The 17,544-nt window shown below is 56.2% G+C and carries 10 protein-coding genes; 6 read left to right on the forward strand and 4 right to left on the reverse strand.

Annotation, left to right across the window (positions count from 1 at the left end):
- Window positions 1–266 precede the first annotated feature (266 nt).
- Window positions 267–2,831, reverse strand: a complete 2,565-nt coding sequence (locus H7846_RS12820) for an ABC transporter permease (protein ID WP_186692574.1) — start codon at window positions 2,829–2,831, stop codon at window positions 267–269.
- Between the two features lie 476 nt (window positions 2,832–3,307).
- On the opposite strand from H7846_RS12820, the gene H7846_RS12825 reads away from it, so the two are divergent.
- On the forward strand, window positions 3,308–4,357 hold the full coding sequence (locus tag H7846_RS12825; protein WP_186692575.1) for an agmatine deiminase family protein: 1,050 nt from the start codon (window positions 3,308–3,310) through the stop codon (window positions 4,355–4,357).
- A 73-nt stretch (window positions 4,358–4,430) separates the two neighbouring features.
- On the forward strand, window positions 4,431–5,789 hold the full coding sequence (locus H7846_RS12830; RefSeq protein WP_186692577.1) for an amidohydrolase family protein: 1,359 nt from the start codon (window positions 4,431–4,433) through the stop codon (window positions 5,787–5,789).
- A 67-nt stretch (window positions 5,790–5,856) separates the two neighbouring features.
- Here the strand turns inward: H7846_RS12830 and H7846_RS12835 are convergent, their stop codons facing one another.
- Complete coding sequence (locus H7846_RS12835) at window positions 5,857–9,216, reverse strand: carboxypeptidase-like regulatory domain-containing protein (RefSeq protein ID WP_186692578.1); 3,360 nt, start codon at window positions 9,214–9,216, stop codon at window positions 5,857–5,859.
- Window positions 9,217–9,492: 276 nt separating this feature from the next.
- On the opposite strand from H7846_RS12835, the gene tadA reads away from it, so the two are divergent.
- A complete protein-coding gene (tadA, locus tag H7846_RS12840) occupies window positions 9,493–10,074 on the forward strand; it encodes a tRNA adenosine(34) deaminase TadA (protein WP_255460621.1) in 582 nt (193 codons plus the stop codon).
- 129 nt (window positions 10,075–10,203) lie between these two features.
- Window positions 10,204–12,399 (forward strand): DUF748 domain-containing protein, encoded by a 2,196-nt coding sequence (locus H7846_RS12845; RefSeq protein WP_186692580.1) that lies wholly within the window; start codon window positions 10,204–10,206, stop codon window positions 12,397–12,399.
- A gap of 4 nt (window positions 12,400–12,403) precedes the next feature.
- Here the strand turns inward: H7846_RS12845 and H7846_RS12850 are convergent, their stop codons facing one another.
- Window positions 12,404–12,913, reverse strand: a complete 510-nt coding sequence (locus H7846_RS12850) for a DinB family protein (RefSeq protein WP_186692581.1) — start codon at window positions 12,911–12,913, stop codon at window positions 12,404–12,406.
- Between the two features lie 366 nt (window positions 12,914–13,279).
- Here H7846_RS12850 and pruA point away from each other — a divergent pair, with 366 nt between their 5' ends.
- Window positions 13,280–14,917 (forward strand): L-glutamate gamma-semialdehyde dehydrogenase, encoded by a 1,638-nt coding sequence (gene pruA, locus H7846_RS12855; protein ID WP_186692582.1) that lies wholly within the window; start codon window positions 13,280–13,282, stop codon window positions 14,915–14,917.
- 67 nt (window positions 14,918–14,984) lie between these two features.
- On the opposite strand, the gene H7846_RS12860 is transcribed toward pruA, so the two are convergent.
- Entirely contained in the window at window positions 14,985–15,641 is a 657-nt protein-coding gene (locus H7846_RS12860) for a response regulator transcription factor (RefSeq protein WP_186692583.1), read from the reverse strand.
- Window positions 15,642–15,884: 243 nt separating this feature from the next.
- Between H7846_RS12860 and H7846_RS12865 the strand changes: the two genes are divergently transcribed.
- A complete protein-coding gene (locus H7846_RS12865) occupies window positions 15,885–17,531 on the forward strand; it encodes a response regulator (RefSeq protein ID WP_186692585.1) in 1,647 nt (548 codons plus the stop codon).
- Window positions 17,532–17,544: the final 13 nt, after the last annotated feature.

The following is a 17,544-nucleotide window of genomic DNA, read 5'->3' on the forward strand; positions in this document are numbered from 1 at the left end:
GGAGGCTCCATACAGAGGTGTCATTTCGACCGAAGCTGCCATTGCAGACGGCAGCGAAGTGGAGAAATCCCAGCATTTTGCCCGCCCAAAAGATGTCATCCTGAGCGAAGCTGCGCAGCAGCGAAGAGCCTGCCCTGAGCGAGTGCAACAAGTCGAATGGGAAGGACCTGCGTCTTGCGTCACCTCAATGTCGCGTCATTTCGACCGAGCGTGCAACGCGAGTGGAGAAACCTGCTTCTCTACCCACCCGTTCCACACCAACAACTTCACTCGCTCCTCAGCGCCACCATCGGTTCCACCCCGGCTGCACGCCGTGCAGGGATCAGAGACGCCAGCAACGCCGCCAAAGTCAGCAATAGCACAGCCGTGAAGATCATCACCGGGTCCCACGGCCTCACCCCAAATAACTGATCGGTCATCAGCTTGCCTGCTCCGACTGCCATCGGAATGCCGAGCGCCAGCCCAACCCCTACCTGCGAGAAGGCGTTGCCCAAAACCATCCGCGCCACATGACCGCGGTCCGCTCCAAGCGCCATCCGTACTCCAATCTCTCCTGTTCTCTGCTCCACCATGTAAGCCATCACGCCATACAAACCAACCGCAGCCAGCGTCAGGCCAAGCACACCGAAGAGCATCGTCAAAGTCGCGATCATGTTCTCCTGCTGGAAATCCCGGCTCACCACGTCTTTGTAAGAATCGACGCCGTAGAGCACAAGGTCTGGATCGACACTGATCAGCGCCTTGCGAACTCGTTCTTCCATCCCCGGAGGATTCCCCGGGGCCCAGATCACAATGTTGTAGAGATAGTGCGACCAGATCTCCCCGCTCTTATAGGCCGGATCGTCGTACTCCACAGTTTGACTCTCTGCAGGCCAGAACATAGGACGCACTGGATCTTTGTAGTCATACGTCATGTAGCGCATATCTTTCACCACGCCGACGATCTCGTAGGTGCCTGCATATTTGATCTTGTTGGTTCCAAAGTGCTGACCGATGGGGTTTTCGTTCTTGAAAAACCTCTTGGCGAAGGCTTCGTTGACCACGGCTACGTTGCGTGTCGTCGCGGTATCTTCTTCCGTAATGGGTCGCCCCAGAACCATCTGCGCGCCGATTGCCTCAAAGAATCCCGGCATTACCCGGGTCCATCCCGCGCTTGTGTCTTCCTTGGCCGGAGGCTCTGGTCGGCCCTGAATACGAATGCCATCATTCCAACTGTCGCCCGACATCGGGGCATAAAGCACCGGAGCAACCATACGCACACCGGGAATTTGAATCAGGCGATCATCAATCTTGCGGAACAGCGGCTCCAGCTGTTCAGGCTTGTAGTTGCTCAGCATCGGATTGATCTGCGCAAGGTACCGGCCCTCCGTCTCAAATCCGAAGTTCTGATGCTCCAGATTCCGAAGGCTTCGAGCCATCAGCGCCGCTGTCGATAGCAGAACCACGGACATTGCCGCCTGGCCGATGACCAGTGATTTCTGCGCCCAGGAGCGGCCTCCGCCTACCGAGCGATTTGCGCCGCGAAGAGCTTCGACGGGATTAGCGTGTGAGGTCATCCACGCAGGTGCAATCCCAAACAGGATTCCCGTCAGTACAGAAATCGCCAATGTAAACAGCAGCACCGGCATCGCTGGCGTGGCACTGATAGGCACATAGTTGTCCGGACTCCCGTTCTGAAAGGCCAGAAACAGAATCAACTTCGTGCCGCCATAGGCCACAACGATGCCCGCAATTCCACCGATGATCGCCAACAAGACCGACTCGACGAGGGCCCTCCGTATCAGGCGACGCCGCGATGCACCCAACGCCATCCGGATAGAGGTTTGCGCGCGCTCCTTCAATCCGCGCGCCAACATCAGATTCGCCAGATTTCCGCACGCCACCAGCAACACGCAGCCCGCCGCGATCAGTAACAGCCTCAGTCCATTCTTGTACTGGTTCCGCATGTCCGCCACACCCGCCCCGCCAGGGATCAGGTGCAGCGTCTGTTGCTGCCACAGTTGCTTTTCCCCCGGCTCCATGTCTGGCACGTGACTTGCCAACCAATCGTGAAACTCAACCTTCAGCTTTGCTTCAAGCGAATTCGGATCGACTCCCGGCTTGACTCTCCCAATCAGGTCCAGAAAATTTCCGTTGGGGCGCTTCAATCGCGAAGTCGCACCATCAATTAGCAACTCGCTCGTTAACGGAAGCCAGAAATCCGGCATATCTCCGCCCGATAGCTTCGCTCCGTAAAATCCCGGCGGCGCCACGCCGATCACCACAAAAGGATGACCATTGATCTGATAGCTAGCACCGACCACGGACGGATCGGATCCATACTTCTCCTGCCAGACATGAAAGCTCATCACCGCGACCGAAGGCGCGGACTCCTGATCGTCAGCATCCGTCATCAGCCGGCCAATCCACGGCTGCACGCCCATTGTTCGGAAAAAGTTCCCCGAGACATACTCTCCGTTCCGCGTCTCTGCCTGCCCTTTAGATCCTGCCCTGCGAACGCCAAGCGCCGCATTTCCTGCCTGCAAGGCCGCAAGGTCGCTGAACTCCGGAGTATGCTCGCGAAAGTTCTTGTACGCCTCCCACGAGAACAGCGAAAAATCACCGTCGTCGCCCTGCGTATATCCTCCCCAGTTGCAGCAACGGATCTTGTCCCCTATTCTCCAAAGTTCCTCGGGCTTCGTAACCGGCAGGGACTTCAACATCACCTGATGCACCAGCGTGAAGATCGCCGTCGTCGCTCCGATCCCTAGTGCCAGCGTGATCACCGCCGTGGTTGCGAATACAGGTGCTTTCTTTAATTGCCGAAACGCATCACGAAAATCCGCCAGCATTGATTTCCTCCAATGGAGCTTGGAATCACAAAAGGAATGCTGCTTGCTGTACGAAACGAATCGCACCTCGGTTCCTTCAAAAGAAAAGCTCACAATTTTAAGAAAGTGTCATGCTGAGCGAACGTAGTGAGTCGAAGAGCCTGCCCCCGGAAGGAATCTGCGTCTCACAGCACTTACCACTCTCCCAGAAGTGTCATTTCGACCGAAGTTGCGTAGCAACGAAGCGGAGAAATCCCCGCATTTACCAGTCAGCCACAACCACCCACCCATCCTGTCAACCCCCAAATCCTCCCAACCCTTAACAGGCCAATAACATCCGCTGTGCAGATTCACCCACTTCCCCTAGCTATACTTAAATAGGAGGAACCAATTGACATCCGCCATCCTGCCACACGGAGGTCCGGACTTAAGTCCATTGTTCCCAAGACTTTGCCCACTTTTGACATAGGGGGAGGGGTACCACTCCCAGGAGCCAGATGACTACACCTCGCGACCGGAACTTTCGTATGCCCGCCGAATGGGCTCCCCATACCGCCACCTGGATCGCCTGGCCCCACAACGCCGAGGACTGGCCCGGTAAGTTCCAACCCATCCCCTGGGTCTACGCCGAGATCGTTCGTCACCTCTCCAGCGTCGAAGACGTCCACATCCTCGTCAACGACGAGACCGCCGAAAAGCGCGCCCGACGCATCCTCCTCCGAGCTGGAGCCAATCTCGCTCGACTCCATTTCCATCCCTGGCTCACCGACCGCGTCTGGCTCCGCGACTCCGGCCCCATCTTCATCAAAAATCCGCAAGGCGAACTCGCACTCACCAACTGGCACTTCAACGCCTGGGCGAAGTACGACAACTGGCACCGCGACGACCAGATTCCGCACCACGTCACTAAGCTCTATGGAATGGAAGAATTCCAACCCAAAGTTGGAGATCACCGCCTCGTCCTCGAAGGGGGCTCCATCGATACCAACGGAGCAGGAGTCCTCCTCACCACCGAAGAATGCCTCCTCTCCGAGGTCCAGCAGCGCAACCCCGGCATCTCCCGCCAGCAGCTCGAGCAGGCCTTCCACGACTACCTGGGCATCGATCAGGTCCTCTGGCTCAATCGCGGCGCAGCCGGCGACGACACCCACGGACACGTCGACGACATCACCCGCTTTGTCTCCGAAGACACCATCCTTACCTGCGTGGAGCCCAATACCCACGACGAAAACCACCTTCCCCTGGCCGAAAACCTCGACCGGCTCCGCTCCGCCCGCAACCTCTCGGGCAAGCCCTTCCGAATCGTCGAGCTCCCCATGCCCTCGCCCGTCTCCTTCGATAAACAGCGCCTCCCTGCCAGTTACGCCAACTTCTATATCGCGAACGATCTGGTGCTCGTCCCCACCTTCAACGACGCCAACGACCGCCACGCGCTCAACATCATCGCCAACAGTTTTCCGAATCGAAAGATCGTCGGAATCCACTGTGTTGATTTCATCTGGGGCCTCGGCGCGCTACACTGCATGACGCAGCAGGAGCCGGCGTAAAACGAATCTTCTAACACAGGCATCCAAAGATGTTTTACTGTTTCATTTCGTAAAAAGAACTTCTGGAGACCTGATGCGAATTACAGCCTGTGCCTTTATGCTGTCCGCAACCATCACAGCCTTAGCCCAACAAAAGCCCGTCCTCCTGCATAACGCCACGCTCGTCGACGGCACCGGAGGACCTGTCCGTCAGCATGTCGACATCACCTTCCGCAAAGGCTATATCGAGAGTGTCAGACCTGCATTTACCAAGGAAAAAGACACTCCGAAAAACACCGACATCGTCGACTGCTCCGGCAAGACTGTCATCCCGGCGCTCATCAGCGCCCACTCGCATCTCGGTATCCTGCTCAACAACACCGACGCCTCGCCGGATGCCTATACTGCCGAAAACGTCACCGCCGCTCTGAACCAGTACGAGCGCTACGGGGTCACCACCATGGTCTCGCTTGGAGTCAACCGCGACCTCGTCTACGAGCTACGCGACCAACAGCGAGCAGGCAAACTCGGCGGAGCCACCTTCCTCACCGCAGGCCGTGGCATCGGCGTCCCCAACGGAGCCCCCGGACTTAACGTTGCGCCCGACCAGGTATATCGCCCTGCCAATCCCGAAGAAGCCCGCAAGGATGTCGACGAGATGGCTTCACACCACGTCGATCTCATCAAACTCTGGCTCGATAGTGGACACGGCAAAATTCCCGCGATGGATCCTGCGGTCTACACCGCCATCATCGACGAGGCGCACAAGCATCACCTCAAGGTAGCCGCGCACGTCTACACCCTGGCCGATGCCAAAAGCCTGGTCAACGCCAATGTCGATATCCTCGCTCACTCCATCCGCGACCAGGTTGTCGACCCCGCCTTCGCCACCTCTCTCATCTATCACAAGGTCTGGTATATCCCCACGCTCGCGCTCGACGAAGCGTTCTATCTCTACGCCGCAGACCCCGACGTCATGAAGTCGCAGTTCTTCCAGCAGGCTGCTGGCCCACAGCTACTCGCAAAACTACAGGCTCCTGACTACGCGGAGAAGACCCTCGCCTCACCGCAGACCGAACAGGCGAGGAAAGACCACGAGATCGCCATGAAGAACCTCAAGGCTCTGCGCGATGCTGGCGTTAATGTTGCCTTCGGGACCGACTCTGGCGCCGTAGCTGGCCGCATCCCAGGCTTCAGCGAGCATCGCGAACTCGAGGACCTCGTCGCCGCCGGTCTTACGCCACTTCAAGCCATTACATTAGCAACCGGAGAAAACGGACGCCTTCTTCACGAGATCAATCCAAAGCTAAGCATCGGTCTCATCAAACAGGACTACTCCGCCGATCTCATCATTCTCTCGGCGGATCCTCTGATGGACGTCCGCAACACACGACATATCGATGCCGTCTATCACCACGGCGCTCTGGTCCCCAACACTCCTCCACAGAACTAAAGACTTTCCGATGCAAAGAAAGAGGTCTGAGGCATGCCTCAGACCTCTTTCTGCTTGTCTTGAAGGATTAGAAGTGAACCCGAAGCACAAACTCCATCGTGCGCGGATCAGTTGTGCTGGTCACCTGTCCGAAGGCGTTGTTGAATGTTCCATCAGCGTTGTAGTTGGGCTTATACGTTCCGTCAGCCTGTTGAGCGCCGAGAGCTGGACTGGTTGAGCCACCAATAACGAAAGGCGACAGGTGGTTCGGAGCATTGAACATCTCAGCGCGGAACTCCAGTCCGACCTGTTCGTGAATCGCAATGTTCTTCTGTAGCGCAACATCCCAATTGTTGTACAGCGGTCCCTTGATCGCATCGTAGCCAAGGTTCCCGTAGGTTCCCGGAGCCGGTGCACGGAAGGCAGCGGGATTCAGATACTGCTTCCCCTCACCGGTATGGGAATAGGGGTTGCCCACCAGATTGGGGCGCTGCGCAACGTTGGCAGTCGTGACCAGGTTGCCTGCGACCGACAAGCCGGAGGGTTGAACCACATTGATAGGCAAACCGCTTGAGATACGCGTAATGCCTGAGAGTTGCCAGCCGCCAAGCGCCTGCTTATACCAATCGTGCTCTTTCTGCCAGAAAGGGATGGGATAGACATAGCTTGCGACGAAGATTGATGGTTGGCTGTAGTTGGCCGGGCCGTAATCAGCATGGAGGTTCGTGCTGTCCTGCGGCTGGTAATCAAAGGTGGAACCGTTGGTCAGCGTCTGAGACCAGGTGTAAGACACCGTGGCAATGCCACCATTGCTGAAGCGGGTCTGCAAACGCGCCTGCAACGAGTTGTAATTGGCTGTTGCGCCATTGGTGTACTGGTAGATCTCTCCATAGCCTTTATAAGGGCGAAGAGCGTTGCGTTGCGCAATCGTTGGATTGGCCTGCTCCGTACCCGCCGGCGCTTGGTTGAGGTTCTTGCGATAGGTCAGATTCGTGGAACGCGAACCCACATAGTTCACCTCAAGCGAGGTATTGTTGAATAACTTCTGTTGAATACCCAGGCTGTAGTTGTGAATTCGCGGTGGCGCGAGATTCATAGCCGCTGAGTTGCCAATATTGGTTGGGGTTGCGGCAGTACCGATGCTGCCAAGACTATCTGCGTTACCGGCGCTGGCGAGTGAAGCCACGGCAGTGAATGGTAGCTGTGAGGCAGCACCGTAGATGTAGTTGCCTTCAACGCGTTCGTAAGACATGCCATAGCCCGCATGGAGCACGGTCTCCTGCCTGCCCGTCAGATCATAAGCAAATCCAACACGCGGAGCGAAGGTATTGTAAACGGTGTTTACGATACCGGGGGGTAGGTTATGGAAGAGGGCCTGCACCTGGGGATTGTTGTAAACCGCGGGGGCGACAACCTGCTTTGCTTTGTCGGAAAAGCCGGTGCCCGGGAGAACAAGGCCGTTGTACGGCGATGGGTTAGAGGTAATAGATCCGTTTGAGCCGATAGTCGCGGCCTTCGATTGATCAAACCGGGTTGGGTCGAAGAAGGCGGTGTTGTTCGGCCAGCTTGAGATCGGCGGCATATATTGCCAACGTAGACCGAGGTTCAAGGTCAGCCGACGGCTTACAGTCCAGTCGTCTTGTACGTAAGTTTCAAACTGAAGAAAGCGAGCTTGAATCTGTGGAATGTTGCTGCCTTCTGTATAGCTGGCGAAATTGCCTTGTACCAGATTGTTTAAAGCTGACGTAATAACCTTCTTTGTCACCGGATCTGTTGTGTCAGCAAATGTAAATGCGCCATTCAGCTGCGGCGGAGCAGTCTGATTCTTACGGGCGCGCCAGAAGTATGCGCCTACCTTGAGCGTGTGATTGCCCAGTACGCGGGAGAAATCATCTTTCAATGCGTAAATGCGCTGGTAATTATCGAACTGTCTCGGTGTCACTCCTGGATTGCCATATCCGGTAATCGAGATCTGCGGGATGAAGTCTGATGCGTTATACAAAGTCGCATACGTCAAACCATAGTCGGCGCGTTTGATGGACCGATTACCAAACTGCGGATTCGCCCGGATGTTTCCGCCTTCGTTGATGATATTTCCAGAGTATGAGCCCGTCGTGGTATTAACGGTCTTGGAATTGAAGGTGTGCGTCCAGGAGAGCGCGCTGGTAAGGCCCGGGATTCTGCGGTCATAAATGACGTAGTTGGTCGGATTACCGATGTTCTGCACATTGTCATGGACAAAGTGTCCACTAATCGTGTTCTTCTCGTTGAGGTTGTAATCGATCTTGACCAGGTACTCGGACTGATTGTTGTTGCCCAACTGGAGGTAACGGTAGCTACCACTGGGGTCCTGTAGCACAGATGAGGCGAGAGCGCGACCGGTTGCGGTTGACCCTCCAGCGGCGATGGCGGCTGCAATGTCCACCGGTTTCGGAACTGTCACGCCCGTAGTCGTAGACGTACGCAGACGTTTGTACTCCTGCGCGGCAAAGAAAAAGAGCTTATCTCGATTGCGGTTGAAAACACCGGGAATCCAGACAGGGCCACCGATGGTGTAGCCGAAGTCGTTATACCGCAATGGCGGCTTTACGAAGGGGTTAGCGGCCGTAATGGTTGGGTAGACACTCAACGCCTTGAAGGGATAGGCCTGAATCGCATCGTTACGGATGTACTCGTATGCGCTGCCGTGGAAGTCTCTGCCGCCGCTCTTGATGGCAACCGAAACCGTCGCACCAGAAGTACCGCCGTAGCTGGCATCGTAGCTGGATGCAACATTTCGGAACTGCTGCAGCGAATCGGGAGAGATGTTCACAAAGTTATTGCCACCACCACCGTTGTCCTTGTTATCGACGCCATCGATGAAGTAGTTCGCCGAATCCGTACGGATTCCGTTGACCGACTGAGAGCTGCCGCTCACGCCATAAGTGCCGAAAAGTGCGAAGCCGCCCGCGATCGTTTGCGACACACCGGGCTGCAGTGTCAGCAGTTGAATATAATTTCTGCCATTCAGCTGAATCTGTGTAGCTTCCGTGCTCGTGATCACACCACCAATCTCAGCGCTCGTGGTCTGGATCGCAACCACCCCAGCCTGCACCTCAACCGACTCACTCGCCTGGCCGATTGCAAGTTGCACAGGAACATCGGGCTTGCCACCGATGTCGACGTTCACGCCAGCCAGCACCGACTTCTTAAAACCGCTTGCGGTGGTCGTAACGGTGTAAACCCCTACAGGAATGTTGAGGACCGTGAAATTGCCATCGGCATTGGACTTTACGTTCCGAGTAACGCCGGTGGCCTCGTTCGTTACCACGATGTCCGCCTGCGGCACAGATGCCCCAGTAGGATCCGTAACCGTACCTGTAATTTGCTGACGATCGACAGCCTGGGCGAAACAAAAGCCCGCCGGGATCAACAACACAGCAACAAAAGTAAGAAGCAAACGCCTCATACGACCCTCCCTCGAATATGGAACAACCTGACAACACAGCCTTGAGCAACTTCTCTTCAACTACGGCAATTTCGCTCCAGCTGTTTTGAATCTCTTTTTTGGATTATTTATTACGCGGCCCAAAATATATATGAACCTCCCGAGTAGCTGTCAACAGAAATTAATATCCGTATGGAGGAAATTCGCAGTCCGGGGATTCTTCTTCCCCTCGAAATTGTGGCAGCAGAATGAGAAAGCCGCCTCTCCGACGATGGCGAGGCCGCTACACTGGAACAGATGCAGCCTCCTAGCCAATCCGATCTCGACGAACGTTTCATGCGACTCGCAATTGCTGAAGCTCAGGCCGCAGAAGCTGCAGGCGAGGTCCCCGTGGGAGCCATCGTGCTCGCCCCCGACGGCGAAACCCTCCTCGGCTGCGGTCAGAACCGCGTCCTACGCGACAGCGACCCCACCGCGCACGCCGAAATTGTTGCTATGCGCCAGGCCGGCAAAACGCTCGCGAACTATCGGCTTCTCTCTCCCGAAGGCGCGGGCTGCACGCTCTACGTCACGCTCGAACCTTGCGCCATGTGCGCCAGCGCTATCCTCCACGCACGCATCACTCGCCTCGTTTATGCCGCCGACGACCCCAAGGCCGGGGCCTGCGGCAGCGTCCTCTCTGTCATGAACCATCCCCAGCTCAATCACCGCGCCGAGGTCTGCACCGGTGTCCTCGCCGACGAGTGCAGCCAGATGCTGAGCAATTTTTTCGTGGCCAGACGCAAAAAAAGACCCACCGATCCGCATCTGATGGATCTAGAGGAAACTCTTCTCGGAGAGGGCGATTCCAACTCAAAGAAGGTAACCCCCAAGGGGTAAAACCGATGAGCCACCTTTGGTCCCCGTTGTGAAACAGGACATCTGTTCGAAAAGCAGCCTGGAGTCGAAAACTTCGATACACTGGACGCGAAAACGGGCCGTAAACCTCTCCACCCGAAGGGATAGAACATGACAGCGCGTTATCGAACTCTCTTGATCATCCTGGGCAGTCTCATCGCCCTCATTATTGTTATCGGACTGGCAATACCGATGTTTCTTAATGCCGATAACTTCCGCGCCCGTATTGAAAGCGAGCTCTCCACCTCGTTGGGCCGCAAGGTCACTCTTGGCAAGCTCGACCTTTCCGTATGGTCAGGAAGCCTCGTCGCACAAAATGCTACGGTCTCCGACGATCCCTCCTTCAGCAACGAGCCCTTCCTTCAGGCCTCTTCCGTCAAGATCAACATCGAGCTGATTCCTCTCGTCCTCACTCGTCAGGTCCACATCACCGGCTTCTCCATCGACACGCCGAAAATCAATCTCATCCGCCACGCCAACGGCACATGGAACTACTCCACCATCGGCTCGGCCCAGTCTTCTAAAAAGTCTTCCAGCGATGGAGCCAGTTCGATGACCGGCCTCACCGTGGGTCGTGTCTCCGTCAAAAACGGACAGCTCAGTGTCTCCACAGAGTCTGCTCCCGGAACACCTGCAACTCCGAAGCGCACCTATGACCAGGTCAACATCGAAGCCAAAAACTTCGCCTTCGACAAGCAGTTTCCCTTCACGGTCTCTGCGCACCTTCCCGGCGACGGTGCGGTTACTCTCAACGGCAACGCCGGACCTATCAATCCCACCGACGCTTCCCTCACCCCCTTCGGTGCGAAGCTCTCCGTCAAACATCTCGATCCAGTCGCCGCAGGCTTTCTTGAGAAGTCCTCTGGCATCAGCGGAACGATCAATGCGATCGATGTCGAAGCCACGTGGAATGGGAAGGATCTTCACGTCGCCAATCTGACAGTCGACACTCCCAATCTCAACGTTGTCCGCACAGGGACTCCAACAACCACCGCCGCTCCTCCGAAGGCGCCCGACAGCAACGATATGTTGAGCACTCTCTCCGCGGATCATCTCCAGATTAAGAACGGGACTCTCTCCCTTTCCACCGCGGGTCAATCAAAGCCTGCCGTCTATCAGCAACTCAATGCCGAGGTCACCAATCTTTCCCCAACGGCCTCCTCCCCCTTCAAGCTCACCGCGCAGGTTCCTGGCGGAGGCTCGCTGAACGCCGACGGCAACCTTGGCCCCATCAATTACAACGATGCTGCGGCCTCCCCGCTCAATGCTCATGCGACTCTCAACCATATCGACCTTGCCTCCAGCGGTGTCGTCGCACCCGAGACCGGAATCCACGGTATCGCCAATGTCGATCTCAGGGCCATCTCCGATGGAAAAAATCTGAACGCCAATGTCTCTGCCAATGCACAGAATCTTCAGCTCGCTCGCAATGGCTCCCCTTCGGCCAAACCGGTCAATCTGGTGATGACAGTGAACCAGAACATGCAGTCGCTCACCGGACAAATCCAGAACGCCACCGTCTCCGTTGGGCAGGCTGCGATACAGATCGCAGGAACTTATCAGACCAGCGGGCCAACTACAGCCGTCAATCTCAAAGTCAGTGGCAATTCCCTCTCCATCGACGAGCTCCAGTCTTTCCTGCCCTCCGTTGGAGTACACCTTCCTACCGGCTCTCGTTTACAGGGCGGGACCCTCACAGCCAATCTTGATGTAACCGGCTCTACAGCCGACCCCATCATCAGCGGTCCCATCCGTCTCAACAACACGAATCTTGCCGGCTTTGATCTCGGCTCCAAGTTGCAGGCGGTCACTGCCCTTACCGGAGCCAAAACCGGCTCGGTGACTGCGATTCGCTCCCTCAGCACCAACATCCGCGTCGCCGGTGGAAACGTCCGCACCGACAATCTTGTGCTCGATGTTCCTGCCCTTGGCACGGCCACGGGTGCCGGAACCGTTGCAGCCTCAGGCGCACTGAACTATAACGTCATCCTCAAGCTCACAGGTCTGGTCGGAGGCAAGACAGGAAGTGCAGCGGGAGTCGGAGGAATCACAGGGCAGCTCATGGGAATGATCCCGGGCGGGGGGGCAGGTGGCGCAGTGGGTAACATCGCCACCAGCGCACTTCGCAATGGCATCCCGGTCGCCATCGGAGGAACCACTTCCAATCCAACCTTCGCTCCGAACCTCGCGGGAGCAATGAGCAGCGGCGCCTCTGCCTTTACCGGAAAAGCCGCCGGCCAAAACAAGCAGACACCAGCCAATCCTATCGGGAACGTCCTCGGTGGTCTTCTCAATCGCAAGCGTTAAACGATTACTTCCCCCGCATCGCCATCACAACTTTTGTCGTTGTGATGGCCTGCCCTACATGGCGCTGCGTATGATCTGCGCAATGCACTAACAGACCACCAACAGTCGTAGGTAGCTTCTTTCTTCCAACCGCGCGAGGCTGATCGTAGCTCTTTTCTGAAAATGCGAGCACTCGTTTAAGCGCGACTTCGATCCCCTGGGCAAACTCCATCAAGGTCGCCTCCCGGTCCACGAACTCTTCTTCACTCTTCAGCAACTTCAGTTGTCGTTCCGTCAACTGTTGGCCATCCGCATAGGTCAGTAAACGATCAAGCGATCGAACCATGTGCCGCAACTGAAATCCAACCGAGGGAAGCTCCATCGGTCGCGCCTCCATCTCCTCGCCGTTCAGTCCTTCGCACCAGCGAGCGATGTCTTCTGCTGCCAGTTCCAGTGCATGCAGCACAGCGCGACGAACGGCATCCACCTCAATGTGCGTCCCACGCAGCCACGGTTCAATTTTCTGGCTTGCCATTCGTCTGCCTCCAGTTGCCTCGCTCTTTAATGCGCATACCCGATAGATGCTTTTCTTATAGGTATCTTCACCCTCCGTCCGCAAAGCCCGCTATACCGCTTCAATCGCTGTGGATTTGGGAGGCGCTTCTTTCTGTCAAGCTAAAAAACATCATCTTCTTATATATCAGCAATTTATATTTACAGATTGAATGTTGTACATCCGATAAAATAGAGAGTAGTGGCCTGATCGGCTTTTCTCTCTTCATCCAAAATAAATGACAGGGCTGGTCCAAATCTAAACCGCCTATTTCCAATACTTTGCACATAAAAGTACGGGGGAGGGGGTGCGGCTGCGACCCGCGAAAGGAGGAATAGAATAGACCGCATGGCCACCGCAGATATCGCCGCTCCCCTCGCGCGTACCGCTGAAACACCCTTCGCCAACGAGCCGTTCATCGATTTCTTGAACGCTGCTAACAAACGCGCAATGGAGTCCGCGCTCGTCGACGTTGAAAGCCAGCTCGGTCGCGAGTACGACATCATCATTGGCGGCCGCCGATTGAAGACGGAAGGCAAGATCATCTCCGTCAACCCGGCAAAGCCGACGCAGGTCATCGGCATCCACCAGCGTGCGGAGGCCGCTCTCGCCGAATCTGCCGTGCAAGCCGCTCTCGACGCGTTCCCAGCCTGGAGCCGCAAGACCGCTGACGAGCGTGCGCAGTTGCTCTTCCGTGCCGCCGACCTCATTCGTGAGCGCAAGTTCGAGTTCTGTGCCTGGCTCACCTTCGAAGTAGGCAAAAACTGGGGCGAGGCCGACGCCGATGTTGGCGAGACCATCGACTTTCTCGAGTTCTATGGCCGCGAGGCTCTAAAGCTCGACGCCACAACCACGCCGATTCAGTTTCCCGGCGAACGCAACCAGCTCCGGTACATTCCTCTCGGTGTCGGAACCGTCATTCCACCCTGGAACTTTCCCTTTGCCATCATGGCAGGAATGACTGCTGCGGCCATCGTCTGCGGCAACACCGTTGTGCTGAAACCATCCGTCGATGCTCCAACGATCGCCGCCCGTTTCATGAGCCTTCTCGAAGAAGCAGGACTACCCGATGGTGTCGTCAATCTCTGTCAGGGTGAAGGCCCCGGCTTCGGATCAGCCCTGGTGGCTCACCCTCAGGTCCGTTTTATCGCCTTCACTGGATCGAAGGCCGTCGGCCTCCAGATTCACGAGAGCGCCGCGAAGACACAGCCCGGCCAAATCTTCATCAAGCGCACCATCCTCGAAATGGGCGGCAAAGACTCCATCATCGTCGAAGGCGACGCCGATCTCGATACCGCCATCGAAGGAGTCGTCGCCAGCGCCTTCGGCTTCAACGGTCAAAAGTGCTCAGCCTGCTCCCGGGCAATCGTCGATGCCAACATCTACGATGTCTTCTGCGACCGCCTGCAAGCGCGAGTTGCGAAGATTGCTACCGGTGATCCAGTGAAGAACGTCTATACCGGCCCGGTGATCAGCGAGAAAGCCTACAAAAAAGTTCTCGACTACATCGAGATCGGGAAAAAAGAAGGCCGGCTGCTCAATGGAGGGGTAACCATCAAAACCGAAGATGCTGGTTATTACATCGCGCCGACCGTCTTTGCCGATATCAGCCCCACGGCACGGATTGCACAGGAAGAGATCTTCGGCCCCGTACTCGCCATCATCAAGTCTCAGAACTTCAATGAAGCGCTGTCCATCGCCAACAACACGGAATACGGACTGACCGGTTCGGTCTACTCCAGCTCACGAGAGAAGCTCGATCGTGCAGCCCATGAGTTCCATGTCGGCAACCTGTACTTCAATCGCAAATCGACCGGAGCGATGGTTGGAGCTCATCCTTTCGGCGGCTTCAATATGAGTGGAACCGACTCAAAAGCCGGAGGCCCGGATTATCTTCTGCTGTTCACCCAGGCCAAGAGCATCGGCGAAAAAATCGGCTATGCAGGGCAGGAGGCAGAGAAGCAAGCCGAGCAAATGGGATTGTAAGAAAAAAGATTTCCTCCAAAAAAGCACCGGCAGTTGCCGGTGTTTTTTTATGGAAAAGAAGTCTGCTTCAGGCGCTCCTCATCTCAATCAGGTTTCCTGCTCTGGCAGCTGCCTCGGCCAGCACGCGATGATGGATCGTAAATAGCGCCAACTCCAGGCGGTCCGAGACGCCGGTCTTGTCATAAATTCCGCGCAGGTAGTTTTTGATGACCTGCTCTTTGGTCCCCAACTGATCGGCGATCTCCTTGTTCTTGCAACCCTGCACGATCAGGGAGACGATCTGCATCTCTTTTGGCGTCAAACGATCTCTCACTCGTGCCCCTACACTATCCGTAGCGTGAATGGCCGTAACGTTTGCCCGCTGCATATAACGCTGACCACGGGCGACGCTACGAATCGCATCCACAAGATCGATTCCACTGACATTGCGGCAGACAATTCCATCGAGGAGAGCAACCAGGCTGTCCGATACCTGCTCGGTATTTTCCGCCACCAGGATGACCCGGCTGTCCATGGACTTCGCACGCTCCACGAGCGCCAACACATCCGGATGCAGGCTCGATGCGACCAGAAGGATGGTGCCACGAAGGCTTTCGAGCGCGCTCCAGAGCTTGGCCAGGTCCTCACATTGGGCGACGAGACGCATCTCCTCCTCCAACGCCAGAATCCGGGCTGCACCGGCCCGAAAGATGACCTGATTGTCGGCAAGGATGATACGGTTCATATGTCGCTCCTGAGACAAGGCTTTTCCGCCTTTGCTCCTTCTATCGGCACCCTTGGCCGGGGGCAACTTCCGTGTCTTCAATCTGGACATATTGCTCTGCGGGTCCATTGCGGGCATTTCGGTCTTCCAATCCTTCCATTTCCAGCTTAAAAATCCCCTGTTTTTTGAGTCGGAAGGGATTTTCTTTCCATCAAAAATACCGGCGGTGTGCATCGGCACCGGTCCGCGAAGTATAACAAGGGTATGCCGAAGCCTATCTTACTAGCCATCGACGACGATACCAGCGTTCTGGAAGCTGTTGTTCAGGACCTGCGGCGCCATTATGGCCAGGATTACCGGATCGTTCGCGCGGCCTCGGGCGGGGCGGCACTGGATATCTGTCGCCAGCTCAAGGAGAGGAACGACACCGTGGCGCTGTTTCTTTCCGATCAGCGTATGCCTGGAATGACGGGCGTAGATTTCCTGCAACAGGCGCTATGCATCTACCCGGACGCCAAAAGAGTTCTTCTGACGGCTTATGCCGATACGGAAGCAGCCATCCGAGCAATCAACTCTGCCAAGATTCACTACTACCTGAATAAACCCTGGGATCCGCCAGAGGAGAAGCTCTACCCTGTTTTGGACGACCTGCTGGAAGCCTGGAAGCAAGGGTACAGACCGCCATTTGAGGGCATCCGCGTCGTGGGTATGCGGTGGTCAGCAAAAGACCATGCGGTGCGGGATTTTCTCTCCCGAAATCGCATCCCCTATCTCTGGCTAAACCCGGAGCAAAACCCTGACGCGCTGAATCTCCTCAAAGAAAAGGGCGCCGACGACGCGAAACTTCCTGTTGTGCTGTTTGGAGATGGGACAGCCCTGGTGCAGCCAACCTCAACGGAGTTGGCAACCAAGTTGGGAATGCCAACCCAGGCTCAGCAGAAGTTTTATGACCTGGTCATTATCGGGGCAGGGCCAGCAGGTCTGGCCGCGGGCGTCTATGGAGCCTCTGAGGGGCTGCGCACCCTCATTGTTGAACCCAACGCTCCAGGTGGACAGGCAGGCTCCAGCTCAAAGATCGAAAACTACCTGGGCTTCCCTTCCGGGCTCAGCGGAGAGGAATTAGCCAAGCGCGCCTATCTGCAGGCAACCCGATTGGGCGCTGAGTTTCTTCTGCAACGCGTTACCTGTATTCGCTCGGAGAACAACTACCACATCGTGGTGATGAACGATGGACAGGAGGTGACCTGCCATGTCTGCCTGATTGCTACGGGTGTCGACTACTGCATGCTCGATGTTCCTGGGGCGGAGCAGTATTCGGGAGCGGGCGTCTACTATGGTGCTGCTCTAACCGAGGCCATGGGTTGCGCGAACGAGACTGTATATATCGTCGGTGGAGCCAACTCTGCCGGACAAGCTGCAATGCACTTCTCTCGCTATGCAGAGAAAGTACACATGCTCGTTCGAGGAGATTCCCTGACCAAGAGCATGTCTAAGTACCTGATTGATCAGATCGAGGCGACTCCAAACATTGTGGTAGAAACCAAGACTGAGATCGCTTCCATGTCAGGGAACGGCCATTTGGAGCATCTGTCGCTGAAGTCGCCGCAGGGTGAAGAAAACCGCCCGACGAGTTCCCTGTTCATTTTCATCGGCGCCGCCCCCAAGACGAACTGGCTACCGCAGGAGATCGCCTGCGACAACAAGGGCTTTATCCTGGCTGGACCCGATTTGAAGATGAAGGCTCCGGGGACATGGAAGCTTGATCGCGACCCCTATTTGCTGGAGACCAGCGTCCCGGGAGTCTTTGTTGCCGGCGATGTCCGCTACAACTCAATCAAACGATGCGCTTCCGCCGTTGGCGAAGGCTCGATCGCAATTCAGTTTGTCCATCAATATCTCGCCACACTGTGAAAGGTCGAATTCC

This window comes from Edaphobacter sp. 4G125, from assembly GCF_014274685.1.
Classification (GTDB): Bacteria; Acidobacteriota; Terriglobia; order Terriglobales; family Acidobacteriaceae; genus Edaphobacter.